23 protein-coding genes, 2 tRNA genes and 1 pseudogene are annotated in these 26662 nt (G+C 63.1%); 5 read left to right on the forward strand and 21 right to left on the reverse strand.

The features are described 5' to 3' along the window. Window positions 1–16 precede the first annotated feature (16 nt). The 3 genes from rpsF to rnr all read right to left on the reverse strand — a co-directional run bounded on the left by rpsF (window position 17) and on the right by rnr (window position 3844). Window positions 17–439: a 30S ribosomal protein S6 gene (gene rpsF / locus ACN8M7_RS02720; RefSeq protein WP_061237453.1), complete on the reverse strand. Its 423-nt coding sequence runs from the start codon at window positions 437–439 to the stop codon at window positions 17–19. Between the two features lie 175 nt (window positions 440–614). Then, window positions 615–1367, reverse strand: a complete 753-nt coding sequence (rlmB, locus tag ACN8M7_RS02725) for a 23S rRNA (guanosine(2251)-2'-O)-methyltransferase RlmB (protein WP_490259690.1) — start codon at window positions 1365–1367, stop codon at window positions 615–617. Continuing rightward, the gene (gene rnr, locus ACN8M7_RS02730; protein WP_490259691.1) at window positions 1364–3844 is read right to left on the reverse strand and encodes a ribonuclease R; all 2481 of its coding nucleotides are present in this window, start codon (window positions 3842–3844) and stop codon (window positions 1364–1366) included. Before rnr ends, rlmB begins: the two co-directional genes overlap by 4 nt. Before the next feature lie 207 nt (window positions 3845–4051). On the opposite strand from rnr, the gene ACN8M7_RS02735 reads away from it, so the two are divergent. Both ACN8M7_RS02735 and ACN8M7_RS02740 read left to right on the forward strand, forming a co-directional pair. Further along, a tRNA-Leu gene (locus ACN8M7_RS02735) sits at window positions 4052–4138 on the forward strand. A gap of 82 nt (window positions 4139–4220) precedes the next feature. Next, window positions 4221–4307 (forward strand) — tRNA-Leu (locus ACN8M7_RS02740). A 98-nt stretch (window positions 4308–4405) separates the two neighbouring features. On the opposite strand, the gene ACN8M7_RS02745 is transcribed toward ACN8M7_RS02740, so the two are convergent. The 14 genes and pseudogenes from ACN8M7_RS02745 to ACN8M7_RS02810 all read right to left on the reverse strand — a co-directional run bounded on the left by ACN8M7_RS02745 (window position 4406) and on the right by ACN8M7_RS02810 (window position 19469). Next, window positions 4406–5290, reverse strand: a complete 885-nt coding sequence (locus ACN8M7_RS02745; protein WP_490259825.1) for a methyl-accepting chemotaxis protein — start codon at window positions 5288–5290, stop codon at window positions 4406–4408. Next, window positions 5264–6322, reverse strand: a pseudogene (locus tag ACN8M7_RS02750) (HAMP domain-containing protein); the annotation flags it as partial. The pseudogene ACN8M7_RS02750 and the gene ACN8M7_RS02745, both read right to left, overlap by 27 nt. 156 nt (window positions 6323–6478) lie before the next feature. Next, window positions 6479–7774, reverse strand: a complete 1296-nt coding sequence (locus tag ACN8M7_RS02755) for an adenylosuccinate synthase (RefSeq protein WP_061237449.1) — start codon at window positions 7772–7774, stop codon at window positions 6479–6481. 58 nt (window positions 7775–7832) lie between these two features. Continuing rightward, window positions 7833–9020 carry an ATP phosphoribosyltransferase regulatory subunit gene (locus tag ACN8M7_RS02760; RefSeq protein ID WP_490259692.1) on the reverse strand — a complete coding sequence of 396 codons (1188 nt, stop codon included), beginning with the start codon at window positions 9018–9020 and terminating at the stop codon, window positions 7833–7835. A 37-nt stretch (window positions 9021–9057) separates the two neighbouring features. After that, on the reverse strand, window positions 9058–9243 hold the full coding sequence (locus ACN8M7_RS02765) for a DUF2065 domain-containing protein (protein WP_061237447.1): 186 nt from the start codon (window positions 9241–9243) through the stop codon (window positions 9058–9060). A 105-nt stretch (window positions 9244–9348) separates the two neighbouring features. Beyond that, window positions 9349–10218 carry a protease modulator HflC gene (gene hflC / locus ACN8M7_RS02770; protein ID WP_061237446.1) on the reverse strand — a complete coding sequence of 290 codons (870 nt, stop codon included), beginning with the start codon at window positions 10216–10218 and terminating at the stop codon, window positions 9349–9351. Further along, window positions 10218–11387: an FtsH protease activity modulator HflK gene (hflK, locus tag ACN8M7_RS02775; protein WP_061237445.1), complete on the reverse strand. Its 1170-nt coding sequence runs from the start codon at window positions 11385–11387 to the stop codon at window positions 10218–10220. The genes hflC and hflK overlap by 1 nt, the downstream gene beginning before the upstream one ends. Window positions 11388–11484: 97 nt before the next feature. Further along, window positions 11485–12786 carry a ribosome rescue GTPase HflX gene (hflX, locus tag ACN8M7_RS02780; RefSeq protein ID WP_061237444.1) on the reverse strand — a complete coding sequence of 434 codons (1302 nt, stop codon included), beginning with the start codon at window positions 12784–12786 and terminating at the stop codon, window positions 11485–11487. Window positions 12787–12798: 12 nt separating this feature from the next. Continuing rightward, window positions 12799–13059, reverse strand: a complete 261-nt coding sequence (gene hfq, locus ACN8M7_RS02785; RefSeq protein WP_061237443.1) for an RNA chaperone Hfq — start codon at window positions 13057–13059, stop codon at window positions 12799–12801. 101 nt (window positions 13060–13160) lie between these two features. Further along, a complete protein-coding gene (gene miaA, locus ACN8M7_RS02790; protein ID WP_061237442.1) occupies window positions 13161–14132 on the reverse strand; it encodes a tRNA (adenosine(37)-N6)-dimethylallyltransferase MiaA in 972 nt (323 codons plus the stop codon). A 64-nt stretch (window positions 14133–14196) separates the two neighbouring features. Continuing rightward, a complete protein-coding gene (gene mutL, locus ACN8M7_RS02795; RefSeq protein WP_490259693.1) occupies window positions 14197–16077 on the reverse strand; it encodes a DNA mismatch repair endonuclease MutL in 1881 nt (626 codons plus the stop codon). After that, the gene (locus ACN8M7_RS02800; RefSeq protein WP_490259694.1) at window positions 16077–17504 is read right to left on the reverse strand and encodes an N-acetylmuramoyl-L-alanine amidase; all 1428 of its coding nucleotides are present in this window, start codon (window positions 17502–17504) and stop codon (window positions 16077–16079) included. Before ACN8M7_RS02800 ends, mutL begins: the two co-directional genes overlap by 1 nt. Before the next feature lie 10 nt (window positions 17505–17514). Continuing rightward, window positions 17515–17982: a tRNA (adenosine(37)-N6)-threonylcarbamoyltransferase complex ATPase subunit type 1 TsaE gene (gene tsaE, locus ACN8M7_RS02805; RefSeq protein ID WP_490259695.1), complete on the reverse strand. Its 468-nt coding sequence runs from the start codon at window positions 17980–17982 to the stop codon at window positions 17515–17517. Beyond that, window positions 17970–19469: an NAD(P)H-hydrate dehydratase gene (locus ACN8M7_RS02810; RefSeq protein WP_490259696.1), complete on the reverse strand. Its 1500-nt coding sequence runs from the start codon at window positions 19467–19469 to the stop codon at window positions 17970–17972. Before ACN8M7_RS02810 ends, tsaE begins: the two co-directional genes overlap by 13 nt. Before the next feature lie 61 nt (window positions 19470–19530). Here ACN8M7_RS02810 and queG point away from each other — a divergent pair, with 61 nt between their 5' ends. After that, window positions 19531–20595, forward strand: coding sequence for a tRNA epoxyqueuosine(34) reductase QueG (gene queG / locus ACN8M7_RS02815; protein WP_490259697.1), 1065 nt, complete (start codon window positions 19531–19533; stop codon window positions 20593–20595). Between the two features lie 54 nt (window positions 20596–20649). Here queG and orn read toward each other — a convergent pair whose 3' ends face one another. Further along, window positions 20650–21192 (reverse strand): oligoribonuclease, encoded by a 543-nt coding sequence (gene orn, locus ACN8M7_RS02820; RefSeq protein WP_490259698.1) that lies wholly within the window; start codon window positions 21190–21192, stop codon window positions 20650–20652. A 31-nt stretch (window positions 21193–21223) separates the two neighbouring features. Further along, the gene (locus ACN8M7_RS02825; protein ID WP_061237436.1) at window positions 21224–22018 is read right to left on the reverse strand and encodes a class I SAM-dependent methyltransferase; all 795 of its coding nucleotides are present in this window, start codon (window positions 22016–22018) and stop codon (window positions 21224–21226) included. Between the two features lie 90 nt (window positions 22019–22108). Between ACN8M7_RS02825 and rsgA the strand changes: the two genes are divergently transcribed. Continuing rightward, entirely contained in the window at window positions 22109–23140 is a 1032-nt protein-coding gene (gene rsgA / locus ACN8M7_RS02830) for a small ribosomal subunit biogenesis GTPase RsgA (protein WP_490259699.1), read from the forward strand. Here rsgA and motB read toward each other — a convergent pair. Further along, complete coding sequence (gene motB, locus ACN8M7_RS02835) at window positions 23134–24138, reverse strand: flagellar motor protein MotB (protein WP_061237434.1); 1005 nt, start codon at window positions 24136–24138, stop codon at window positions 23134–23136. The genes rsgA and motB overlap by 7 nt on opposite strands. A gap of 3 nt (window positions 24139–24141) precedes the next feature. Next, window positions 24142–24993 (reverse strand): flagellar motor stator protein MotA, encoded by an 852-nt coding sequence (gene motA, locus ACN8M7_RS02840; protein ID WP_490259700.1) that lies wholly within the window; start codon window positions 24991–24993, stop codon window positions 24142–24144. A gap of 120 nt (window positions 24994–25113) precedes the next feature. Here motA and ACN8M7_RS02845 point away from each other — a divergent pair, with 120 nt between their 5' ends. Further along, entirely contained in the window at window positions 25114–26637 is a 1524-nt protein-coding gene (locus tag ACN8M7_RS02845) for an HDOD domain-containing protein (protein WP_490259701.1), read from the forward strand. Window positions 26638–26662: the final 25 nt, after the last annotated feature.

The following is a 26662-nucleotide window of genomic DNA, read 5'->3' on the forward strand; positions in this document are numbered from 1 at the left end:
TCAATAGATCCGTGGATTACTCGTCAGCGTTGTCGCTGTCGTTGTTGTCGCTGTCATCGCCGTCGTTGGACTCGGCGTTTTCAGGACGTTCACGACGCTCGCGGCGCTCACTGCGGTTTTCTTCGGCCTTCAGCATCTCGGACTGGCCAGTGACGGCCTCGTCGCGACGGATGACCAGGTTACGGATCACGGCGTCGTTGTAGCGGAAGTTGTCTTCCAGCTCGGCCAGGGCCTTGCCGGTGCACTCTACGTTGAGCATCACGTAGTGGGCTTTGTGGACGTTGTTGATGGCGTAAGCCAGCTGACGACGGCCCCAGTCTTCCAGGCGGTGAATCTTGCCACCGTCTTCTTCGATCAGCTTGGTGTAACGCTCGACCATGCCGCCGACTTGCTCGCTCTGGTCCGGGTGAACCAGAAAGATGATTTCGTAATGACGCATAAATGCTCCTTACGGGTTGTAGCCTGCCAACTAAGGTGGTCAGGCAAGGAGTGGGTTTTTCTCGTGATGAGCTTGCCAGGCGGTAGGCGCGAAAAGGCCTGCCGTCACGGCAAGGGGCGCCATTCTAGAGAAGCCCCCTGCCGCACGCAAGGCGAATTGGCGAATATTTGAACAATCAGCCCTGGCGCTTGGCCTGGCGCTGACGCACCGCCTCGAACAGACAGACGCCGGTAGCGACCGAAACGTTGAGACTGCTGACGCTGCCGCCCATGGGCAGCTTGACCAGGTAATCGCAATGCTCGCGGGTGAGGCGACGCATGCCCTTGCCCTCAGCGCCCATGACCAGCACCGTCGGGCCGGTCATGTCGAGCTGGTACAGCTCCTGTTCGACCTCACCAGCAGTACCGACCACCCAGAGGCCTTTCTTCTGCAGTTTTTCCAGGGTGCGCGCCAGGTTGGTCACGGCCACCAGCGGAATCACTTCCGCGGCGCCACATGCCACCTTGCGCACGGTGGCATTGAGCGTGGCGGACTTGTCCTTCGGCACGATCACCGCCAGCGCACCCGCCGCATCGGCAGTGCGCAGGCAGGCGCCGAGATTGTGCGGGTCAGTCACGCCATCGAGCACCAGCAGCAAGGGGACGCTTTCGCTGCGCTCGAGCAGTTCGTCGAGCATGTTCTCGCCCCAGACCTGGCTCGGGCTGACTTCGGCGACCACCCCCTGGTGTACGCCTTCGGCCCACTCGTCCAGCTCCTGGCGCTCCTTGTGCCCCACCGGCACCCGGTTCTGCGCAGCCAGCTCGAGCACGGGCTGGATGCGCGGCGCCTGACGGCTCTCGGCCAGCCACAACTGCTTGACCCGCTTGGGGTGATGGCGCAACAGCGCCTCCACGGCATGCACGCCGTAGACCTTTTCCAACTGACTCATCGTTTCGCCTTACGCTTGCCCGGCTTGTCAGCAGCTGCCTCGACCTTGCCCTTGGGCGCTGGTGCGCCCTTGCGGTGACTGGTCGATTTCTTCGCCGGTGCCTTGCCGCCTTTCTTGGCGCTATCGAGCAGCGCCTTCTTCACTTCGCGACTTTTCTGCACATCGGTATTGCCCATACCGGACTTGCCGCCGCGGCGCGCATCATCGCCCTTGCCGGCCTTGGCCTGGCTCAGTTCGAAGTCGATCTTGCGCTCGTCGAGGTCGACGCGCATGACCTTGACTTCGACACTGTCGCCAAGGCGGAAACTGCGGCCACTGCGCTCGCCGGACAGACGATGATGAACCGGATCGAAGTGGTAGTAGTCGGCCGGCAGCGCGGTCACGTGCACCAGCCCCTCGACATAGATGTCGCGCAGCTCGACGAAGATGCCGAAGCCGGTCACCGCAGTGATCACGCCCGCGAAGGTCTCGCCGACGCGGTCCTGCATGAACTCGCACTTGAGCCAGTTGACCACGTCACGGGTCGCCTCGTCGGCACGGCGCTCGGTCATCGAGCACTGCTCGCCGAGTTTCTCCAGGGCTGCCTCGTCGTACGGATAGATGCGCGCCTTGGGCATGATCGTCGCGCCTGCGCGCTCCACGTGCTTGGTTTCACGCTTGGAGCGAACCACGCTGCGAATGGCGCGGTGCACCAGCAGGTCAGGGTAACGACGGATTGGCGAGGTGAAGTGGGTGTAGGCCTCGTAGTTGAGGCCGAAGTGCCCTTCGTTCTGCGCGCTGTACACCGCCTGGCTCAGAGAGCGCAGCATCACGGTCTGGATCAGGTGATAGTCCGGACGCTCGCGGATGCTTTCCAGCAGGCGCTGGTAGTCCTTGGGCGATGGACCGTCCTTGGACTTGCCACGCTGCAGCGAAAGCCCCAGCTCACCCAGGAAGGCCTTGAGCTTCTCCAGACGCTCCGGTGGCGGGCCATCATGAACGCGGTACAGCGACGGAATCTCGTGATCCTGCATGAAGCGCGCAGTGGCCACGTTGGCGGCCAGCATGCACTCCTCGATCAACTTGTGCGCATCGTTGCGTTGAGTCGGGCGGATCTCGTCGATCTTGCGGTCGGTGCCGAAGACGATACGGGTTTCCTGGGTCTCGAAGTCGATTGCCCCGCGCTCGTGACGGGCGGCCACCAGCACCTGATACAGCGCATAAAGCTGGTTGAGGTGCGGCAGGACTTCCTTGTACTCGCTGCGCAGGGACTTGCCCTCGCTGCTCTTGGGATCTTCCAGCATCAGGCTGACCTTGTTGTAGGTCAGACGCGCATGGGAATGGATCACCGCCTCGTAGAACTTGTAGTCGACCATCTGCCCGCTCTTGGACATGGTCATCTCGCAGACCATGGCCAGGCGATCGACATGCGGGTTGAGCGAGCACAGACCGTTGGACAGCTCTTCCGGCAACATCGGTACCACGCGCTCGGGGAAATACACCGAGTTGCCACGCTCGACCGCCTCGGCATCCAGTGCCGACCCGACCTTGACGTAGTGCGATACGTCGGCGATGGCCACGTAGAGCTTCCAGCCACCGGAGAACAGCTTCCAGCGGCTGCTGTTCTTCTCGCAGTACACGGCGTCGTCGAAGTCGCGCGCATCTTCACCGTCGATGGTGACGAAAGGCAGGTGACGCAGGTCGACGCGCTTCTCCTTGTCCTTCTCTTCCACCTCGGGCTTGAGCTTGCGTGCTTCCTTGACCACAGCCTCGGGCCAGACATGCGGAATGTCGTAGCTGCGCAGCGCCACGTCGATTTCCATGCCCGGCGCCATGTAGTTGCCGATCACCTCGACGATATCGCCCTGCGGCTGGAAGCGCTGAGTGGGCCAGTGAGTGATCTTGATCTCGACGAACTGACCGATGCGCGCACCGGCAGTGCGCCCCGGGGTAACCAGCACTTCCTGCTGGATCTTGGGATTGTCGGGGACGACGAAACCGATACCGTTCTCTTCGTAGTAGCGGCCGACGATGCTCTCGTGAGCCCGCTCGATGACCTCGACGATGCCGCCTTCGCGACGGCCACGGCGATCGAAGCCGGCGACACGAACCAGGGCACGGTCGCGATCGAACACCAGGCGCATTTGCGCCGGGCTAAGGAACAGATCATCACTGCCATCGTCCGGCACCAGGAACCCGAAGCCATCGCGGTGACCGCTGATGCGCCCGCAGATGAGGTCGAGCTTGTCCACCGGTGCATAAGTGCCGCGGCGGGTATAGATGAGCTGGCCGTCGCGCTCCATGGCGCGTAGACGGCGGCGCAGCGCTTCGAGCTGATCGTCGGTACTGAGACCGAACTCTTCGACCAGTTGCTCGCGGCTTGCAGGCGAACCACGCTCGGCCAGATGGGCCAGGATCAGTTCGCGGCTGGGAATGGGGTTGTCGTATTTTTCCGCCTCGCGGGCGGCCTCGGGATCGAGGGATTGCCAATCGGCCATGTAGGAAGGATTACCTATGCTTATGTATAAAGGTGTATGCCATCTGCCTATTGAAGCGCGAAAACGGCATTCGCGGCAGCTTTTCCGCCGACAATAATTTTTTTGCGGTCAGGGGTTTACAAGGTAAATGCCCGCCCGTATAGTTCGCGCCCACAGCGTCGAGCAGACGTTGTAACACGAAGCAGATGATGATTCATCGGTTTCTGTGCCCAGGTGGCGGAATTGGTAGACGCGCTGGTTTCAGGTATCAGTGACTTAACGGTCGTGGAAGTTCGAGTCTTCTCCTGGGCACCAAATTCGTGAAGTGGATTGATAACCCACTTTGCAAATAACGGATGCAACGCTCCGTGTCGGTAACGACGAACATTGCTGCAGTGCCCAGGTGGCGGAATTGGTAGACGCGCTGGTTTCAGGTATCAGTGGCTTAACGGCCGTGGAAGTTCGAGTCTTCTCCTGGGCACCAAAATTCAAAAAACCGAGTCTCATGGCTCGGTTTTTTATTGCCTGCAGAAAAGCACTGGTCTGAGTGCAGCGAGGCGCACCGGGCGCCTCTTCCAGCGATCAAACCTTGAACTGCCCCAGACTGGCCTTGAGCTGCGCCGCCAACTCATCCAGCGCGCGCGCATTGCCGGCAATTGCCGCCACCGCCTCAGCCGCATGCTGCGCTTCGGCATGGATGATCTCGACGCGACCGCGCACCGCCCCCGCCCCTTCTGCCTGATGCGCCGCAGCCTGAGTCGCGGCATTGATGGCGCCGTGCACCTCGTCCACCGACTGCTGCACAGACTGCTGCAGACGCGCACTGTCGCGCAGTACCTGCAAACCCTCGCTGCCTTGCGCCCCCGCCTGGGCGATTGCGCTGACCGCCTCCTGCGCGCCGCGCTGCAAGGCGCTGATGTGGGTCTGGATATCGCCGGTGGACTGCTGCGTCTTGCTCGCCAGCGCGCGCACTTCGTCAGCCACCACCGCGAAACCGCGCCCGCTTTCACCGGCACGCGCGGCCTCGATGGCCGCATTGAGCGCCAGCAGGTTGGTCTGCTCGGCGATGGATTGAATCACCGTCAGCACCACCTCGATCTGCTCGCTCTGCTTGGCCAGCCGCTCGATTACTGCCGAGCCATCAGCCACACGCGCCACCAACCCCTCGATCAGCGACGACAGACGCTGCGCGATCACCGCATTCTCATGCGCCGCCTCACGAATGGTATCGACGCGCTGCAATGCCTCCTGCATGGCCTGGCTTTCCGCCTGCGCCTCATCAGCCATTTGCTCCAGAGCCTGCAGGCTGCCAGCCACCTCGTCACGCTGGCGACCGGCCGCCGACTCGGCCGCGGCGCCACGTTGAGTGAGGCTACGGATCTGCTCGCCCGTGCGCAGCGCCACATCACCGGACTCACGCACGATGGGCTGCAGCTTGTCCATGAAGCGATTGACCGCCCCCGCCATCTCCCCCACTTCGTCCTGACTACGAATATCCACCCGCCGCGTCAGATCGCCCTCGCCTGCAGCCAGATCATTGAGCGCATCACTGAGCAGACGCAGGCGACTCAGCACTCGCCAACCGAGCACGAGCGCCACCACCACCAGCGCCAGCGCGCCAACCAGGAGCAGGCCCAACGCGATATTCCAACGCAGCCCATCCGCCGCCTGGCGCACCGACTCGCCACCATTGCGCGCCATTTGCTGGGTGTAGCGCTCGGCAGACTGCAGGCGCTCACGCAGGGTTCGCGTCGTCTCCTCCGAAGCTCCCGAGAGGCTGCTGTCGACCAGCTTGCCGGCACCGTCGACCAGCGCATTGAAACGCCCGTCGAGCGCCTGCAGCTCACGCTCGACCACATCGAGCGACAGGCCCATCTGGATCTTGCCGATGGACGCGCCCATCGGATTGATGTCCGCCTCGACGATATAGACATTGGGATTACGCGAGGCGGCGTCGACCAGCTTGTCGAGCGGAGACGTGCCCTGACCGGCGGCGATCAACTCACGCACCTGCGCATTACTGCGATTGAAATTACGCGTCAGACGTTTGCCATCGGCATCGTAGATGACTGCGAAGAGCACGGCCGGGTCCTGCTGCGCGATACGCGTCAGCGCCGTCAACGCCGGGATATCCAGATCCCAGATGGACTTGGGCGCGACCCCGGCCAACAGCTGCGCGAGCGATTGACCGGACTGCTTGAGACTCCCCTCCAGCACGCTGCGCAATTGCGCCTGCTCGCCCTTGAGCTGCGTCGTAAGGCCTTCGGCCAGGCGCGAGCGGGTATTCTGCGAAAGCGCCGTGAGCCCCTGGCTCATCTCCTGTTGCGCAACGTTCAGCTCCTGCCCCAGACGCAGACTCTCACCGCCCAGGCGCTGGGCAAGATCCTCGACCATGTCGTTCACCGAGGCGCGCATCAACCACACGGCCAGCCCCACCTGCACCAGCATGGCCAAGCCGAGCGCGATGAACACCGGACGCAACAGACGACTGCGCAACATCGAAATAATGGCGAACACTGACAGCTCTCCTCAACGAACCTGATCGCTATAACGGCAACTTTGACGATTTGTTGAACGCAGGCAAGCTTCATGCCCGTTATTCGGATACAAAAAGACCGCCCGAAGGCGGTCTTTTGGCGGATCGAACAATCTCGATCAGGCGAACGGGTGACGCAGCACGATGGTTTCGTTGCGATCCGGGCCGGTGGAGATGATGTCGATCGGCGCGCCAACCAGCTCCTCCACACGCTTGATGTAAGCACGGGCAGCGGCCGGCAGGTCTTCCAGGGTCTTGGCGCCCAGAGTGGACTCGCTCCAACCCGGCATTTCCTCATAGACCGGCTGCAGGCCGATGTAGCTGTCGGCATCGGTCGGCGCATCGACCAGCACCTGGCCGTCAGCGTCCTTGTAACCGGTACAGATGCGGATGGTTTCCAGACCATCGAGCACGTCCAGCTTGGTCAGGCACAGGCCGGAGATGCTGTTGATCTCGATGGCACGACGCAGAATCACAGCGTCGAACCAGCCACAACGACGGGCACGACCGGTGGTGGCGCCGAACTCGTGACCACGCTTGGCCAGGAAGGCACCGATGTCATCGAACAGCTCGGTCGGGAACGGGCCAGAGCCGACACGGGTGGTATAGGCCTTGGTGATACCGAGGATGTAGTCCAGGTACAGCGGGCCGAAACCGGAGCCAGTGGCGATGCCGCCAGCCGTGGTGTTGGAGCTGGTGACGTAGGGGTAGGTACCGTGGTCGATGTCCAGCAGGGAGCCCTGAGCACCTTCGAACATGATGTCCTTGCCCTCACGACGCAGGTCATGCAGCACGGCCGTCACGTCAGCCATCATCGGCTTGAGCAGCTCGGCGTACTCCATGCACTCGTCCAGGGTTTTCTGGAAGTCGATGGCCGGCTCTTTGTAGAAATTGACCAGCTGGAAGTTGTGGTAGTCCAGCAGCTCACCGAGCTTGGCGGCGAAACGCTCGCGGTGGAACAGATCACCCACGCGCAGACCGCGACGGGCCACCTTGTCTTCGTAGGCCGGGCCAATACCGCGACCGGTGGTGCCGATCTTGGCGTCGCCACGAGCCTTCTCGCGCGCCTGGTCCAGCGCGACGTGATAGGACAGGATCAGCGGGCAGGCCGGGCTGATGCGCAGGCGCTCACGCACCGGAACGCCCTTCTCTTCCAGCTTGGTGATTTCGCGCATCAGCGCGTCAGGCGCGACGACCACACCGTTGCCGATCAGGCATTCGACGCCTTCACGCAGGATGCCGGACGGAATCAGGTGCAGGACGGTCTTCTCACCGTCGATCACCAGGGTGTGGCCGGCATTGTGGCCACCCTGGTAACGCACGACCGCGGCAGCCTGCTCGGTGAGCAGGTCGACGATCTTGCCCTTGCCCTCATCACCCCACTGGGTGCCCAGGACGACGACATTCTTACCCATAAACTTGTCCTCTTCGCGCAAGCTTCGATGCCGGCCGCTCTGGCCGGCGAAAATGAATTCAGGACGCCAGGGGCGTCACCTGCCAACGTCCATCGTGCAGCGCCAGCAGGCGATCACAGCCCGCTTCGCGTGCATCCGCCTCGCTCTGTCCGGGCAGCGCCTGTACCACGCGCTCGCCCTCACCACGCAGACGACGAACGGCCTGCCACAGATAAAGGTCATGATTATCCGGTGCCCAGACGCCACTGACCGTGTCGTCCAGACGCATGTCACCCAGGGTCACCAGGGTTTTCAGGTCGGTCGAGAAGCCCGTGGCCGGGCGCGCCCGACCAAATACCGCACCCGTGTCGTCGTAACGACCACCCTGCGCGATGGCACCACCCTCACCCGGAACGAAAGCGGCGAACACCACACCGGTGTGATAGTTGTAGCCACGCAACTCGCCGAGGTCGAAGTACAGCGGCAGCTCCGGATAACGCAGCTCCAGCGCATCGGCGATGGCCACCAGCTCGTCGAGCGCAGCGTGGACCGCATCCGGCGCTTCGACCAGCGCGGCCTGGGCCAGATCCAGCACCTCGCGTCCACCGCACAGCTCGCCCAGCGAACGCAGCATGCTGCCCAGCCCTTGCGGCAGTGCGGTGGTCAGGGTTTCGATTTCGTCCATGGCCTTGCGCTGCAGCGCATCGAACAGCTGCTGCTCGGCTTCGCCAGACAGACCAGCGGCACGCGCCAGCCCGCGGTAGATACCGACATGGCCAAGATCCATGTGCACGTCCGGCACCGCCGCCAGCTCAAGGGTCTCGACCAGCAGGCTGATCACCTCGATATCGCTGGCCGGGCTGGCGTCGCCATAGAGCTCGGCGCCGAGCTGGATCGGGCTGCGCGACGTGGTCAGCGCACGCGGCTTGGCGTGCAGTACGCTGCCGGCATAGCACAGACGGCTCGGACCTTCGCGGCGCAGGGTATGAGCATCGATACGCGCCACCTGCGGCGTGATGTCGGCACGAAAGCCCATCTGCCGACCGGACAGCGGATCGGTGACCTTGAAGGTGCGCAGGTCAAGATCCTGACCGGCGCCAGTCAACAGAGATTCCAGGTACTCGATATGGGGGGTAACGACGAACTCGTAACCCCAACGCTGGAACAGGTCCAACACCTGGCGGCGTGCCGCCTCGATGCGCGCCGCTTCCGGCGGCAGTACTTCTTCGATGCCATCTGGCAGCAGCCAGCGGTCTACCGTTGCCATTTCGCCATTCCCCTCTCGATCCGGGCGGCACAAGCCTTCAGTGAAGCAGATATAGAAGGGCAGTCCCCAGCAACATGCTGGTCAGCCCCATAAGACGCAGTCGGCGGTCGGGCAGACGAGCCGCCTGCAATACCGCTCCGCGCCAGTGGCGCGGACAGAGGAAAGGCAGGATGCCTTCCAGCACCAATACCAGACACAGTGCGATGCCAAGTTCCTGCCACATGATTCCCACAGACGCAAAAAAGCCGGGATTTTCCCGGCTGCCGCATCATACCACGTTTTACCTTGCGGTCACCCTGGCGACGCATCGCGCCGCCAGGGCTGCCGGTCAAGGCTTGGATTTTTCCAGGTAGCGGAAGAAGTCGCTGCTTGGATCCAGTACCAGTACATCGCGCTTGTCCGCGAAGCTTTCACGGTAAGCACGCAGGCTGCGGTAGAAGGAGTAGAACTCCTGATCCTGGCCGTAAGCCCGAGAGTAGATCGCAGCCGCCTGAGCATCACCATCACCGCGCAGCTCTTCAGCTTCACGATAGGCTTCGGCCAGCAGGACGCGACGCTGACGATCGGCATCGGCACGGATACCTTCGGCCAGCTCACGACCCTTGGCACGGTGCTCGCGAGCCTCACGCTCACGCTCGGTGCTCATCCGCTCGAACACGCTGCGGTTCACCTCACGCGGCAGGTCGATGGTCTTGACCCGCACGTCCACCACCTCGATACCCAGCTCACGCTCGGCAGCACGATTGAGGGACGCCGTCACATCGGCCATCAGTGCATCACGCTCACCAGACACCGACTCATGCAGGGTGCGCTTACCGAACTGGTCACGCAGCGATGCCTCGAGACGGCGCGCCAGGCGCTCGTCAGCCACTTGCTTCAGACCAGAGGTGGACTGATAGAAACGCTCGGCATCCTTCACTCGCCACTTGGCATAGGCATCAACCATCAATGCCTTCTTCTCCAGGGTGAGGAAGCGCGATGAAGTCGAATCCAGCGTCAGCAGACGACCATCGAAGATGCGCACCTGGTTCACGTAAGGAATCTTCACATGCAGACCCGGCTGCACGTCCGGATTGACCACACGCCCGAACTGCAAAAGCACCGCACGTTCGGTTTGCGCCACGATATAGAAGCTGTTCCACGCCACCAGGGCCAGAACCACGGCCACGATCAGGCCGATCAGGGACTTGTTGTTCATCAACGGCCCTCCCGGGTACGCAGGTTACGCTGCGACAGATCGCTGCTTAGCGGCACGGCTGGATCCCGCGTTGCCGAAGTGCTGCTGTTGGTAGAACTGGAAGACGAGGAGCCGCCACGGGCGTCGATCATCTTGTCCAGCGGCAGATAGAGCAGGTTGTTCTGCCCCTTGTCGCCAGTGACCAGAACCTTGCTGGTGTTGCTCATCAATTCTTGCATGGTGTCCAGATACAGACGCTCACGAGTCACCTCCGGCGCCTTGCGGTACTCGGCGACCAGCTTGGTGAAACGATCAGCCTCACCCTGGGCGCGAGCGATGACTTCGTCGCGGTAACCGTTGGCCTCTTCCAGCAGACGCTGGGCCTGACCACGCGCTTCCGGAATCACACCATTGGCGTAGGACTCGGCCTGGTTCTTCTCGCGCTGCTCGTCTTCACGGGCACGGATCACGTCATCGAAGGCTTCCTGAACTTCACGCGGCGCCGCAGCGCTCTGGATGTTCACCTGGGTGACGGTGATACCGGTCTGGTAGTTGTCGAGGAAACGCTGCAGGCGCTCACGCACCTCGGTAGCCATCAACTCACGCCCTTCGGTCAGCACCTGATCCATCTCGGTGGAACCCACGACGTGGCGCACGGCGCTGTCGGTCGCATTCTGCAGACTGACTTCCGGCTGGTCGACGTTGAGCACGAAGTCCTGCAGGTTGCTCACACGGTACTGCACAGTCAGCGGCACCTCGATGATGTTCTCGTCCTCGGTCAACATGGCGCCCTGCTTGCTGTAGGCACGCTCACGCGTCACGTTTTCCTGGAACTTGCGATCAATCGGTGGGAAGTAGATGTTCAGGCCGGGACCCACGGTCTCGTGGTACTTGCCGAAACGCAGCACTACGGCCTGCTCCTGCTCGTCCACCACATAGATCGCGCTGTATAGCCAGACTACCGCCAGCAGGCCGAGGCCCACGAACAGCAGACCGAAGCCACCGCCGCCGCCACTGCGCCCGGAATCGTCATCACCACGCTTCTTGCCGCCACCGAACAAGCCGTTGAGGCTTTCTTGCAGCTTGCGGAACGCTTCATCGAGATCCGGCGGGCCCTTGCGTCCACCGCCTTTGCGGCCACCCCAAGGGTCTTGATTGTTCGAGTTTCCACCCGGCTCATTCCAAGCCATAGCGTTCTCCGTACTGATAAAGCAAAGGCGCGCCCACGGCGCGCCGGCCAATGCTACCCAAAGCCCTATGGTGACAGCAAAGCCACCGCTACAGGCTTTATTGCAAAGTATGTTGCTCGATGAAGACCTGAGGCTCCAAACCCTCACGACTCACCAGGCGATTGAGCTCGACTCGCGGCAAACGTACCGACAGCAAACTGTGCCCAAGCTCGTCATGCTCTTCGCCCTGCACCGCCCCCAACGCAAAAAACTGCGCACGCAGCCGCCCCAATCGTTGCGGCAACTGCAAGGTCGCGACGAACAGATCCTCGCCCAGCAGCTCTGCCACGGCCTGTCTCAGCAGCTCCAGACCACGCCCTTCGCGGGCCGAAAGCCAGACGCGAACCGGCTTACCATCTCCATCGCGCTGGATCTGTGGCTCGACACCTTCCAACAAATCCAGCTTGTTGTACACCTCGAGCATCGGCAGCTCGCTCGCACCGATCTCCTTGAGCACCGCCTGAACCTGCTCGATCTGCGCCATGCGCTCCGGCTCATGGGCATCGATCACGTGGAGCAGCAGGTCAGAGTTGCTCGACTCTTCCAGCGTAGCGCGGAAGGCCTCGACCAGCTTGTGCGGCAGATGACGAATGAAGCCCACGGTGTCGGCGAGCACGATCGGACCGAGGTCATCGAGCTCCAGACGACGCAGGGTCGGATCAAGCGTGGCGAACAGTTGGTCGGCCGCGTAAACCTCGGAGGTCGTCAGGGCGTTGAACAGCGTGGACTTGCCGGCGTTGGTGTAACCCACCAGCGAAACCGAAGGAATGTCCGCACGCTTGCGCCCACGACGCGCCTGCTCACGCTGACTGCGCACCTTCTCCAGCTTTTGCTTGATCTGGCGAATGCGCACACGCAACAGGCGGCGGTCGGTTTCCAGCTGGGTTTCACCCGGACCACGCAGGCCGATACCACCCTTCTGCCGCTCAAGGTGAGTCCAGCCGCGCACCAGGCGCGTACTCATGTGATCGAGCTGAGCCAGCTCGACCTGCAGCTTGCCTTCGTGGGTACGCGCGCGCTGGGCGAAAATATCGAGGATCAGGCCAGTACGATCGAGCACGCGGCATTCGAAGGCGCGCTCGAGGTTGCGCTCCTGGCTGGGTGTCAGGGTGTGATTGAAGATGACCAGATCGGCATCGATGGCCTTGACCTGGTCGCGCAGCTCCTCGACCTTGCCGCTGCCGATAAGGAACTTCGCAGTCAGGCGACTGCTGGGCACACGAAAGAAAGCGACCATGTCAGCGCCTGCCGACATGGCCAATTCTTGGAACTCCTGGGGATCTTCGCTCGCCTCGGAGTCTTGGCCTTCCAGATGAACCAGGATGGCCCGCTCACCGCCCTCATGACGCTCGAAGAACAATGCAACCCCCTATTAGGCGTTACCCGGCTCGCCATCGCCCTGCTCGGCATCGCCAGCGCTCGGCAGGCGGACCGGACGGCTTGGTACGACGGTGGAAATGGCATGTTTGTAGACCATCTGGCTGACGGTGTTCTTCAGCAGGATGACAAACTGGTCGAAGGACTCGATCTGGCCCTGCAGCTTGATGCCGTTGACCAGATAGATGGAAACAGGGACGCGTTCCTTACGCAGGGTATTCAGGTAAGGGTCTTGTAGCGAATGCCCTTTTGACATGTGCCGCACTCCTTTCAAGGATCAATTTTCAATAATTTTAGTAAGTAAACAATGGCTTCGGACCGTCCTACCCCCAAGGATAGACGGCCAGCGGCAAGGTCTCACTTCAATATGGAGACGCTTTCCAGGTATTTCAAGGCGCGAGACAGATTGTCGCAGGCCAGGCTATCCAGCCACTCCAAACCATCCCAACCACGTAGCCAAGTGAACTGACGCTTGGCCAATTGCCGAGTGGCGATGATGCCGCGCTCGACCATCTCGTCCCGGGACAGCTCGCCATCAAGGTATTCCCATACCTGGCGATAACCCACCGCCCGTATAGACGGCAATCCCGCGTGCAAGTCACTTCGTCTACGCAGGGCTTCGACCTCTTCGACGAAACCCTGTTCCAGCATCACCCGAAATCTTTGCGCAATGCGCTCATGCAAAACCTGACGCTGCGCCGGCGCGATAGCAAGCTGAGCAACAGTATAGGGTAATTGTCCGACACCCGATGTGCCCGTATCGGGATTTCCAGCAGCCTGTCGTCGGCGATGCTCGGTCATGCTCAGACCGCTCACGCGATAGACCTCCAGCGCCCGCGTCAGACGCTGCGGGTCGTTGGGATGGATGCGCGCCGCAGACTCCGGGTCGACCAACGCCAACTCGCGATGCAGCACTTCCCACCCCTCGCTCGCCGCCCGCGCCTCCAGCTCGGCGCGAATGGCCGGATCGGCACTAGGCATGTCGGCCAAGCCTTCCAGCAATGCCTTGTAGTACAGCATGGTGCCGCCAACCAGCAGCGGAATACGCCCACGCGCCGTACTTTCAGCCATAGCAGCCAGGGCATCGGCGCGAAACTCGGCTGCCGAATAACTCTCGGCCGGGTCGCGAATGTCGATCAGGGCATGAGGAAACTCGTCAAGAACGGCTCTCTCAGGCTTGGCCGTGCCGATATCCATACCGCGGTAGACCAGCGCCGAGTCAACGCTGATCAGGTCACATGGCAGCACACGCGCCAGCTCCAGAGCCAGGTCGGTCTTGCCGGCTGCGGTCGGGCCCATCAGAAAGATTGCAGGAGGAAGCGAAGACATCGGCATGACTCGAAACACCAAGACGGGAGAAAGAAGCCCTGCAAACCGGGCCTCACCAGCTCGATTACTGGCCGCGCATGAACAGTTTGTCGAGCTGATCCATGCTCAGTTGCGTCCAGGTCGGACGACCGTGATTGCACTGACCACTGCGCTCGGTCTGCTCCATGTCCCGCAGCAAAGCATTCATCTCGGGAATGGTCAGGCGCCGGTTGGCGCGCACCGCGCCGTGGCAGGCCATGGTCGCCAGCAACTCGTTGAGATGCGCCTGAATACGGTCGCTGGTGCCGTACTCCAGCAAATCGGCCAACACGTCGCGCACCAACTGGGTGGCCTCGGCCTGCTTGAGCAGCGCCGGAATCTGGCGAATTGCCAAGGACTCCTCGCCAAGGCGCTGCAACTCGAAACCCAGACGCTGGAACCACTCACCATGCTCTTCGGCGCAATCCGCCTCGCGCTGGCTGAGGGCGATGGACTCGGGCACCAGCAACGGCTGCCCACGCAGGCCTTCGCTGGCCATGGCATGCTTCAGGCGCTCGTAGGTAATCCGCTCATGGGCAGCGTGCATGTCTACCACCACCATGCCCTGGGCATTCTCGGCGAGGATATAGACGCCTTTGAGCTGCGCCACCGCATAGCCAAGCGGCGGGATGTCGCCCTGCTCCTGCGGTATGGGCTGAACCTGGGCCGTCGGCAATGGCGAAAAATATTCGCGATACGCAGCCTGGGCTTCACCAGTCGATACACCCGGGCTACCTGCTGGTTGCTGGTATCCGGCGCCGCTGCCCCGCCAGGCCGGTTGTACGCTGGCGGCAGGCGTTTCAAGAATGCTGGCCGCCAGGCCCATTTCGCCCTGCGGGCCAAACTCCCCGGCAGCCTGGCCGCTCGGGCGCAGCATGGGCGATACGGCGGCCGGAGCGGCCACCTGGTCTTCCGGGCGCACATCGGCCAGAGCGCGATGCAAGGTGCCGTAGAGAAAGTCATGAACCATGCGACTTTCACGGAAACGCACTTCGTGCTTGGTCGGGTGGACGTTGACGTCCACCGTCGCCGGATCGATTTCCAGAAACAGCACGAACGTCGGATGACGTCCGTTGAACAGCACGTCGCGATAGGCCTGGCGCACCGCATGGGCAACCAGCTTGTCACGCACCATGCGCCCATTGACGTAGAAGTACTGCAGGTCCGCCTGACTGCGAGAGAAGGTCGGCAGACCAACCCAGCCCCACAACCGCAGGCCGCCGCGCTCGATCTCGATCGGCAGCGCCTGCTCGAGGAATGCCGAGCCGCAGACCGAGGCAACACGGCGCGCGCGACTGATATCGTCATTCGCTTCATGCAGGCTGAGTACGGTCTTGCCGTTGTGGCGCAGATGGAAGCCGACGTCGAAACGCGCCAGCGCCAGACGCTTGATCACTTCCTGCAGATGGTCGAATTCGGTTTTCTCGGCGCGCAAGAACTTGCGCCGCGCCGGGGTATTGAAGAACAGGTCACGCACCTCCACCGAGGTGCCCACCGGATGCGCGGCGGGCTGCACCCGCGGCTCCATGTCGCGCCCTTCGGTCTCCACCTGCCAGGCCTGATCGGCGTCGGCGGTACGCGAGGTGAGGGTCAGGCGCGATACCGAACTGATCGACGCCAGCGCCTCGCCACGAAAGCCCATGCTGAGCACGGCTTCGAGGTCCTCCAGAGCACGAATCTTGCTGGTCGCGTGGCGCGCCAGTGCCAGCGGCAGGTCGTCAGGGGCGATACCGCCACCATCGTCGCGCACCTTGAGCAGCTTGACGCCGCCCTGCTCGACCTCGACATCGATACGCCGGGCACCTGAGTCCAGGCTGTTCTCCAGCAGTTCCTTGGCGACCGAAGCCGGACGCTCGACCACCTCACCCGCGGCGATCTGGTTGGCCAGGCGCGGGCTGAGCAAATGAATACGGGACATGACACTCACTACTGGGCCGCCAGCGCTGTGGCGGGTATCTGCAATGTCTGGCCAACCTTGATCACGTCGCCTTTGAGCTTGTTGGCACCACGCAGCGACGCCAGGCTGATCTGGTAGCGCTGAGCAATCAGCGCCAGGCTCTCTCCGCGCGCCACCACATGCTCTCGCGGGCCGGCGGCAATCTTGCCTTCATCACGCAGCCAGGCAACGTAGGTGCCGGGCGGCGGGTTCTCGTGGAAGAACTGTTTGACCCCGGACGTGATGGAGCGCGCCAGCGCCTGCTGATGGCTGGCCGTGTGCAGCTTTCTCGCTTCATTGGGGTTGGATATGAACCCGGTTTCCACCAGGATCGAAGGAATATCCGGCGATTTCAGCACCATGAAACCCGCCTGCTCGACGCGGCGCTTGTGCAGCGGTGTGATACCACCCATGTTCGACAGGACCTTCTGCCCGACGTTGAGGCTGGACGACAGCGACGCGGTCATCGACAGATCCAGTAGCACGCCGGCAAGCATCTTGTCCTTGTCGTCGAGGCTGACGTTGCCGGCACCACCGATCAGGTCGGACTGGTTCTCGGCGTCGGCCAGCCAGCGCGCGGTTTCGGAAGTAGCGCCGCGCTCGGACAGGGCATAGACCGACGCACCGAAGGCTGACGAACGCGGCGCGGCATCGGCATGGATGGACACGAACAGATCGGCGCCCTTCTTGCGCGCGATCTCGGTGCGCTTGCGCAGCGGGATGAAGTAGTCACCGGTACGCACCAGCTCGCCACGGAAGCCTTTCTCGGCGTTGATCTGCCGCTGCAGCTCCTTGGCGATGGCCAGGGTCACGTTCTTTTCGTACTGCCCCTTGACCGGCGAGAGCGCACCGGGGTCTTCACCGCCGTGGCCGGCATCGATGGCAACGACGATATCGCGCTTGCCATTGGGCACGGGCGTCAGCTTCGGTGGCGGCTGGGTCGGCGTGACCGGCACGGGTGGCGCACTGGCGGCAACGCTGGGCACCTGCGTAGCCGGCGGCGCACTGCCCTGATCGAACAGATCGACCACCAGGCGATGGCCGTACTGCTGATTCGGCGCCAGGGTGAAGCTCTTCGGTGACACCGGCGCAGAAAGGTCGATGACCACGCGCAGGTCATCGGCGCTGCGCTGGGCAGAACGCACACCGGTGATCGGAGTATTGGCGAGGGAAAGCTGGTCGAGATTGGTGGCCAACTTGGCGCCACTGACGTCGATAACGATGCGATCCGGCGCACTCAGGGTGAATACGCTGTGCTGCACAGGACCGGACAGGTCGAAGACCAGGCGGGTATTGTCAGGAGCACGCCACAGGCGTACGCCACGCACATCGGAGGCAGCGAACGCCTCGGCAGCCAGGGCCGCCAACAACACCCCAACAGCGGTAACCAGCGCGCCTATGCGCATAACCAACCCCATCGCTTCTTATTCATTGCTTGCCGCTCAGGGCCTTGCACCAGGCCTCCCCACGAGCCCCGTGCCCCTGCAGCAACAGCGAACGGCCGCTCGCTTGGGGGCTAATGGTAATGTCCATGTCCGGCTTTGGCAAAACGCCCGCACCACGCTGCGGCCACTCGATCAGGCACAGGGCATCACCTTCGAAGTAATCGCGGATCCCGAGGAACTCCAGTTCTTCGGGGTCGACCAGGCGATAGAGATCGAAGTGAAAGGCGCGCAGATCACCGATTTCATAGGGCTCGACCAGGGTGAAGGTCGGGCTCTTGACCGCACCGGCGTGGCCCAGGCCGCGCAGAATGCCACGAGAAAGGGTGGTTTTGCCGGCGCCCAGGTCGCCATGCAGATAGATGATGCCGACGCCACCACTGGCCTCAGCGATCCGCGCGCCCAAGGCCATCATCACGGCCTCGTCAGCCGCTTCGAGCTTCACTTCACACAAGGACACAACTCCTCCAATAACTGACGAATGGCGCCGGACAGATCACCGGCAGCCAACCCACGCCCTTGCGCGGCGAGCATTTCGCCAGCTCGCGCATGCAGCCATACTGCCAGGCAGGCGGCATCGTATGCGGTCATCCCCTGCGCCAGCAGCGCGCCGACCAGGCCTGCCAGGACATCGCCCAGCCCCGCACCGGCCATCGCCGGATGACCACGATCGCACAACGCCAAACGCCCGTCCGGCGCCGCGATCAGGCTGCCAGCGCCCTTGAGCACCACCACCAGCCCGAAACGCTGCGCCAGCGCCCGCGCCGCAGCCGCTCGATCAGCCTGCACCTCGGCAGTATCGACGCCCAGCAAACGCGCGGCCTCGCCCGGATGCGGGGTCAACACACCCTGACGCGGCGACGTGACCCGCCCGGCAGCCAGCAGATTCAGCGCATCGGCATCCCAGACCTGGGGCGCATCGAAAGCACAGACGCCAGACAGCAAACTGCGCGACCAAGCGCCCTGCCCCAGGCCTGGGCCTACTACGCAGACATCGGCGCGCTCGATCAGTGCCAACAGCTGATTGGCCGAAGCCACCGCAGCACACATGATTTCGGGGCGCCGCACCAGCGCCGCCGCGACATGTTCGGCTCGCGTCGCCAGAGACACCATGCCGGCACCAGCGCGCAGCGCGCTATCGGCGCACAGCAGCGCAGCGCCGCCCATGCCCAGATCACCGCCCACCACCAGCAGGTGGCCGAACTGGCCCTTGTGCGCCAGTGCCGAACGAGCAGCCAGGCGCGGCAAGTTCGCCGGATCGAGGCGCAGAGCCTCGCAGGGAGCATCTGCCAACAGCTGCGCGTCGCCCTGCAGGTCGTCGAACTGCAGTTCGCCGCACAGCTCGGGGCCAACGCCCGTCAGCAGGCCCAACTTGAGGGCGATGAAGGTCATGGTCAGATCGGCGCGCACCGCCACACCCAGCCGCGCGCCAGTATCCGCATGCAAACCGGAGGGGATGTCCACGGCGAGCACCGGCAACGCGCTCTGATTAAGCATGCGAATCGCCTGGGCATAGGGCTCTCGCACCGCACCACTGAGGCCCGTACCGAGCAACGCATCGACCACGACCCCAGCCAAGGGCGCGCATTCGCTCCAGGGCAGAATTTCCACAGCCGCACGCCGGGCTTCGGCGCAGGCCTGGGCGGCGTCACCACTGAGCGCGGCCGGATCCCCTACCGCCAGCACGCGCACGCGCCAACCCGCGCGCTGCGCCAGTGCGGCGATCAGATAACCATCACCAGCATTGTTGCCACGCCCAGCCAGCACGGTGATTTCGCCCGTATCCGGCCAGCGCCTGCGCAGGGCGCGCCAGGCAGCATGGGCGGCACGCTGCATCAATTCGAAGCCTGGCGTACCAGCGGCTATCAGCTGAGCATCCAGCGCGCGCACCTGTTCAGCGCTGTGCAGGCTCATGGGCAAAGAAGCGGGAAGTGGATGCATGACTCGCTCACGACGGATGTCTGGCAGAATTATACCCACGTCCATCGCCCGCGCCCGCCTCATGCCCAATCAAACACTCGACCTCAATGCCCTCGCCCTGTCGATCAAGGACTGGGGGCGTGAGCTGGGCTTTCAGCAGGTCGGCATTACCGATGTAGAGCTGGGTGAGCACGAGGCGCACTTGCAACGCTGGCTGGCGGCCGGCTACCAGGGCGAAATGGACTACATGGCCGCCCATGGCAGCAAACGCTCGCACCCGGATGAGCTGGTACCCGGCACCTTGCGCGTGGTGTCCCTGCGCATGGATTACCTGCCCGGCGATACGCAGATGGCTCAGCGCCTGAAGGAGCCGGAGCAGGCGTACGTGTCGCGCTACGCACTGGGCCGCGACTACCACAAGCTGATCCGCAAGCGCCTGCAGCAACTGGCCGAGCGCATCCAGCAGCGGATCGGCCCATTCGGCTACCGTGCCTTCGTCGACAGCGCCCCGGTCCTGGAAAAGGCCATCGCCGAAAAGGCAGGCCTGGGCTGGATCGGCAAGAACACCCTGGTACTCAACCGCAAGGCTGGCAGCTATTTCTTCCTTGGCGAGCTGTTCGTCGACATTGAATTGCCTGTCGATACTCCACATACCAGCGAACATTGCGGGCGCTGCAGCGCGTGCATGGACATCTGCCCCACGGCCGCCTTCGCCGGCCCCTACATGCTGGATGCCCGGCGCTGCATCTCCTACCTGACCATCGAGCTCAAGGGCTCGATCCCGCAAGAACTGCGCGCGCCAATCGGCAACCGCGTGTTCGGCTGCGATGACTGCCAGATCGTCTGCCCCTGGAACCGCTTTGCCCGCCCCACCGAGCAGGGCGATTTCCAGCCACGCCACGGCCTAGACAACAGCGGCCTGGCCGAACTGTTCCTATGGACGGAAGAGGAGTTTCTCAGCCGAACCGAGGGTTCGCCGCTACGCCGCGCCGGCTATGAGCGCTGGCTGCGCAACCTGGCAGTCGGCCTGGGCAACGCGCCCTCGACCATCCCGGTGCTACAGGCCCTGCAGGCACGCCGGGAACACCCATCGGAACTGGTGCGCGAGCATGTCGAGTGGGCGCTGGATCGGCATGGCGCGCTCTAACCCAGCTGCAACCGGCGAGGGAATCGCCCGCTACGCCCTACAGGACGGGCCGACTCAGACCTTGAGGAAGTGCTTACGGTAGTGGCGCAGCTCGGCAATGGACTCGCGAATGTCATCCAGCGCCTGGTGCGTGCCGGTTTTCTCGAAGCTGTCCTTGACCTCGGGCGCCCACATCCCCGCCAGAATCTTCAGCGTCGACACGTCCAGATAGCGGTAGTGGAAGTAGGCTTCCAGCGCCGGCATGTACTTGTAGAGGAAGCGACGATCCTGACCGATGCTGTTGCCGCAGATCGGCGACTTGCCCTTCGGCACCCACTGTTCGAGAAAAGCGATGGTCTGCGCCTCGGCCGTAGCGGCGTCGATCCGACTGTCACGCACACGCTGGGTCAGGCCACTCTGGCCATGGGTGCGAGTGTTCCACTCATCCATGCCGGCCAGTGTCTCGTCGCTCTGATGGATGGCGATGACCGGCCCCTCGGCCAGCACGTTCAGCTCGCTATCGGTGACGATGGTGGCCATCTCGATGATCACGTCGCGCTCCGGCTCCAGGCCGGTCATTTCCAGGTCGATCCAGATCAGGTTGTTGGGGTTTTGCATGGTTGGCTGCTCCTAGACTCAGGCGCCAAGTCTAGCGGATATCCGCTCCCCTGATCTGCCAGAGAAACAGCGAGGTCTGCCGTCCTTGGTTGACCTCCAGCTGCCGGTCGGCCGGCGCCCCGGGAATCTCGAAGGTATTACTGATCAGCCAGCTGCCGGCAGTCATCTCAGCCTGCGCCTTGGCCCAGAGGCGAGGCATCGGCGCAGGCGAGAGAAAGCAGTAAACGACATCGAAAGACCGCAAATCGAGCCGCCAGATACTGCGATAGCGAATACTGCAGTTTTCCTGCAACAGGCAGCGCAACCAGGCGAGCACGAAAAGCAGCGGCGCCGTCTCGACTCCTACGAACTGCCCGCGCGGGAACTGCCGAGCCAGCCGCAGCAAGGTGCCTGCGGTGCCACAGCCGAGATCGACGAAACGCAGCGGCGGCTCAAGCTCGCTCAAGCACTGCTGCAGACGTTGCTGCGCCTTGCGCCCACTCAAGTAAAGCGGCACCTGCTCGCGCCAGCTGTTCCAGTTGACCAGAAGCAGCAGCACGAATCCCAGCAGGAACAGCCAGGCCGGCAAATCGACGCGCTGCAGCATCAGCAGCGCCGGCAGAAATGCCAGGTTTATCCACAACCACCAACGCGACAGCCCCAGGCGCCAACCGATGCCGGCGGCCAGCACGCCCTGCAGCAGGGCCACCGAAAACAGCGACATGCGCCAGGGCAGCAAGGCCAACAGATAGACCAGCACCACCACCAGCGCAATGGCCAATCCCTGCGCCAAAAGAGCACGCAGCAGCGGCAGCCGCAGCACCGCCCCCTCCCCGCCTGTCATCATTGCCAGCCTCTGCTCCTGACAGCCGAATGGCCACCGAGCGCTCATGCTAAACTCGCCGCGATCAACACTCCACTACCCCCCGGAAACTCCATGGCCAAACGCCAACTCAACCGCCGCCAGAGCTGGCGTATCGAAAAGATTCAGGGCGAACGCGCCGCTCGCGCCGCCAAACGCGAATCGCGGGCGGTGGAAGCACTGGAAGGCGGAGACCTGGGCCCGGAACAGACCGGCCTGGTCATTGCGCACTTCGGTGTGCAAGTGGAGATCGAGGGTTTGCAGGGCGAGTCGGCCGGCCAGATCTTTCGCTGCCACCTGCGCGCCAACCTACCGGCGTTGGTCACCGGCGACCAGGTGGTCTGGCGCCCCGGCAATCAGGGTGACGGCGTCATCGTCGCGCAGCTGCCGAGAAACAGCGAACTGTGCCGCCCCGACATGCGCGGCCAGCTCAAGCCGGTGGCTGCCAACGTCGACCTGATCGTCATCGTTTTCGCGCCCCTGCCCGAACCGCACGCCAACCTGATCGATCGCTACCTGGTCGCCGCCGAGCATGCCGGCATTAGCCCCCTGCTGCTACTGAACAAGGCCGACCTCATCGACGAGCAGAACAAGGTGGCGCTGGATGCGCTGCTCGCGGTCTATCGCCAGCTGGGCTACCCGCTGCTGGAGGTCTCGGCCCATCAGGGCGATGGCATGGAGCAGTTGAAGAAGCGCCTCGACGGCCACGTCAGCGTCTTCGTCGGCCAGTCCGGGGTGGGCAAGTCATCCCTGGTCAACAGCCTGCTGCCTGGGGTTGATACCCGAGTCGGCGCACTGTCGGAGTTGACCGGCAAGGGCACGCACACCACCACCACCGCGCGCCTGTTCCATTTCCCTGGCGGCGGTCAGCTGATCGACTCCCCCGGCATCCGCGAATTCGGCCTGGGCCATGTCAGCCGCGATGACGTGGAAGCCGGCTTCATCGAATTCCACGACCTGCTCGGGCGTTGCCGTTTTCGCGACTGCAAGCACGACCGCGAGCCCGGCTGCGCCCTGCTGCAAGCCCTGGAGGACGGCCGCGTGCAGCCTCAGCGCATGGCCAGCTACCGGCACATTCTCGCCAGCCTGCCGCAAGACGATTACTGATTGTTCAGTTGCTCGAGCGGGCTGTTGCCATTCTCGAAGATATTCAACCGCTCACGCAGTTGATCGGCCGGCAGTGCGTCGGCCGGCTGCGCAGGTGCAGTACCGGCGGGCGTCGGTTCTTGAGCTGACGGCTCCGTACCCGCACCCTGCTCGCCCTCGATCGCGCGCTGCGCCTTCTTGGTCAGCACGACGATATCGATGCGCCGGTTGACGGGATTGAACGGATCCTCGCGATCAAACAGGGCCGACGAGGCATAACCGACCACTCGCGCCACCTGCTCGTCCGGATACCCACCCGCCACCAGGGTTCGCCGCGCGGCATTCGCGCGATTGGAGGACAGCTCCCAGTTGCCGAAATCGCCGCGCCCCGCGAAAGGCTTGGCATCGGTATGACCGCTGACGCTGATCTTGTTCGGTACCGCCCGAATGGTGTCGGCCATGGCCAGCAGGATGTCTTCGAAATAGGGCTGAAGATCAGCACTGCCGAGGGCGAACATGGGCCGGTTCTCGGCGTCCATGATCTGGATGCGCAGGCCATCCTGGGTGATCTCGAACAGAATCTGGTCCTTGAAACGCTGCAGCTCGGGGTTTTCCTCGACCTTGTTCTGCAACTCCTGCAGCAGCAGCTCCAGACGCTCCTGCTCCATTTTCTCGGCCAGGGTTTCGACCTGGTCGGTACTGACTCCCGTCTCGTCCGGCTGGCTTTCCGGCGTCTCGGAAACGTCCGGATTGAGCGTCCGCTCGGGAGCCGGCGTCGGCGTGCCGCCGAGGTCGATGGCATAGGGACTGGCACTTTCGGTAAAACCGATAGGGTCCTGGAAGTAACCGGAAATCGCGCGTTTCTGCTCAGGCGTAGCCGAGGACATCAGCCACATCACCAGGAAGAACGCCATCATGGCGGTTGCGAAGTCGGCAAAGGCGATCTTCCAGGCACCGCCATGGTGCCCGCCAGCGGTCTTCTTGACCCGCTTGACGATGATGGGTTGGTTATTTTCCATGGCTTAGTTGCCGCGCATGGCCTGCTCGAGCTCGCTGAAGCTCGGGCGATGCGCTGGGTACAGTACCTTGCGCCCGAACTCGACAGCCAGAGTCGGCGGCATGCCGGAAGCGGATGCGACCAGCGTCGCCTTGATCGCCTCGTAAAGGTTCAACTCTTCCTTGGCGTCATGCTCCAGGGCCCCCGAAAGCGGACCGAAGAAACCGTAGGAAGCGAGAATACCGAGGAAGGTACCGACCAGCGCCGTACCCACTTTCTCGCCGATCTGCGCGTTGTCGGCCTCGGCAAGAATCGACATGGTGATCACGATACCCAGTACCGCCGCCACGATACCCATGGCCGGCATGCCGTCGGCGACCTTGGCCACTGCGTGGGCAGGGTGCTCCACTTCCTCCTTGAGGCTGGCCAGCTCCATGTCGAACAGGCCCTCCAGCTCGTGCGGCGCCATATTGCCTGAGGACATGATGCGCAGGTAGTCGCAGATGAACGCCGTCATCCGCGCATCCTTGAGCACGCCAGGGTACTTGCTGAAGATCGGGCTGGCGTTGGGGTCCTCGACGTCCGCCTCGATGGCCATCATGCCCTCACGGCGGCTCTTGTTGAGAATCTCGTACAGCAGCTTGAGCACTTCGAGGTAATAGGCGTGTGTGAAGCGGCTGCCGAACATGCTCAGCGACTTCTTGAACACCGTCATGAACATGCTGCCAGGGTTGGCCTGCAGAAATGCCCCGAGCGCCGCGCCGCCGATGATCAATACTTCGAAAGGGTGGACCAGTGCCATCAGATGACCGCCCGATAGCACGAACCCACCGAATACGCAGCCGAAAACGACGATGATGCCTATGATTTTTGCCATGAAAGAAACGCTTGAAGAGCCAAGAGGGTGGGTTATTAAAAACAACCCTTCTAATTATCGGAGCTTATACGCCAGACTATAGCCAGTTATGGTCAAAAGCCAGTTTCGACTCGAGCCAATATGTCGACGTCAAAGTCCCTGCCGCGCACGCTAGATGCCTGGGTACAACAACTGGGCAAATTGCCACTGCCAATCGAGCAGCAGCAGCATTTGCGTCTGCGTCGCATCCTCGCCGACAGCCGCCGGACCTGGCGCGAAATTGCCGAGGCGATAGAGGCAAGTCCCTCCTTTGCCTTGCAGGTACTGCGTGAAGCCAACCAGTCGAACAACAGCCTCAGCGACCCCGCTGAAAGCGTCGAGACCGCCCTTTCGCGTCTGGGCCTGAGCCGCTGCGAAGCCCTGCTCAACCAAGCGCCGGCCCTGCCAGAAAGTGACATACCTCTGGCATTCAAGCAGATCCTGCTGATCAGCCAGCACGCCAGCCAACAGGCTCGCGGCCTGTTCGGCGCACGCCTGGCGCGCTTGTGGAATGAATTGCACGGCTGCAGCCTGCTGTTTCTCTCCCCTATCTGGCCGCTGCTGTGCGCTCATCCTCAGCTCTTCGAAGCCTGGGAGCAGCGCGTACTGCTCAAGGGCGAGCGCCCTGCCGTGGTCGAAAAGGAATTGCTCGGCGTCAGCCTGATTCAGCTGTGCGTCAAACTGGCCGAGCGCTGGCGCCTGCCCGAATGGATCGTACGCAGCTACCGTTTGCTGGAGCGAGATCGACGCCAACTGGTCAAGGCGTTGCACATCGCCCGCGACAACGAACATCCCCTGCATCAACAGCAGATGCTCGACGCCGACACGCCCTTGCGACACTGGCTCACTCATCCGGGCAACTGCGTGCTGCTGGCCAACGGCCTCGCGGTATCGGCGCACCAGGCCTGGAACAGCGCACACAGCCTGCGCTGGCAGCGCTTGACCGGACTGTATCTGCAGATACCCCTGAACGAGCTGCAGCAGGAAGTGCACCAGCACGCCGTGAGCAGCGCACGCCTGATTCATGACCCTACACTCTGGCACCCGGCGCAGGCGCTGATCTGGCCTTGGGACGCCCACCGCCTGACGCCAGCCGCGAACGTCGCGGCGCCACCCAAACGCGATGACCTCGCCACCTGGCGTCAGCACTGTGCACGCCTGCTCGCCGAGCCCAGTGTTTTCGCCAACGTGCCGCAGCTGACTGGCTGCGCCCGCGACGCCTTGCAGGCGTGCGGCCTGAAGCGCGTACTGCTGCTGCTTGCCGATCGCCAGCACACCCGCCTGCAAACCCAGCAGCAGGCCGGCCTGGAGGCCAGAGCAGCCAACCTCAGCCTCGACCCGGCACAGAGCCAGGTCTTGAAGCGCCTGCTCAGCGCGCCGGGTCAGTTGCGCCTGACACCCGGCAACGTGGCGCAGTTCTCGGCGCTGCTGCCGGGCAACCTCAAGGCACTGTTTCCCAGCGAGCACCTGCTGCTGCGCTCGCTGGCCAGCAATGGCCGGGTGGTGATGCTGGTAGTCGCGGACCAGGGCGGCCAGCCGCTCAACGACCTGAGCCTGCAAGCTTTCGGCAAGACCGTGCAGTGCATCGAACGCGCGCTCGGCAGCTTTTCCAGACGCGGGCGCTGAAGCGACCTGTTTCCGCTACAATCGA

The sequence above is a fragment of the Pseudomonas spartinae genome (genome assembly GCF_965197125.1).
Lineage (GTDB): Bacteria > Pseudomonadota > Gammaproteobacteria > Pseudomonadales > Pseudomonadaceae > Aquipseudomonas > Aquipseudomonas composti_A.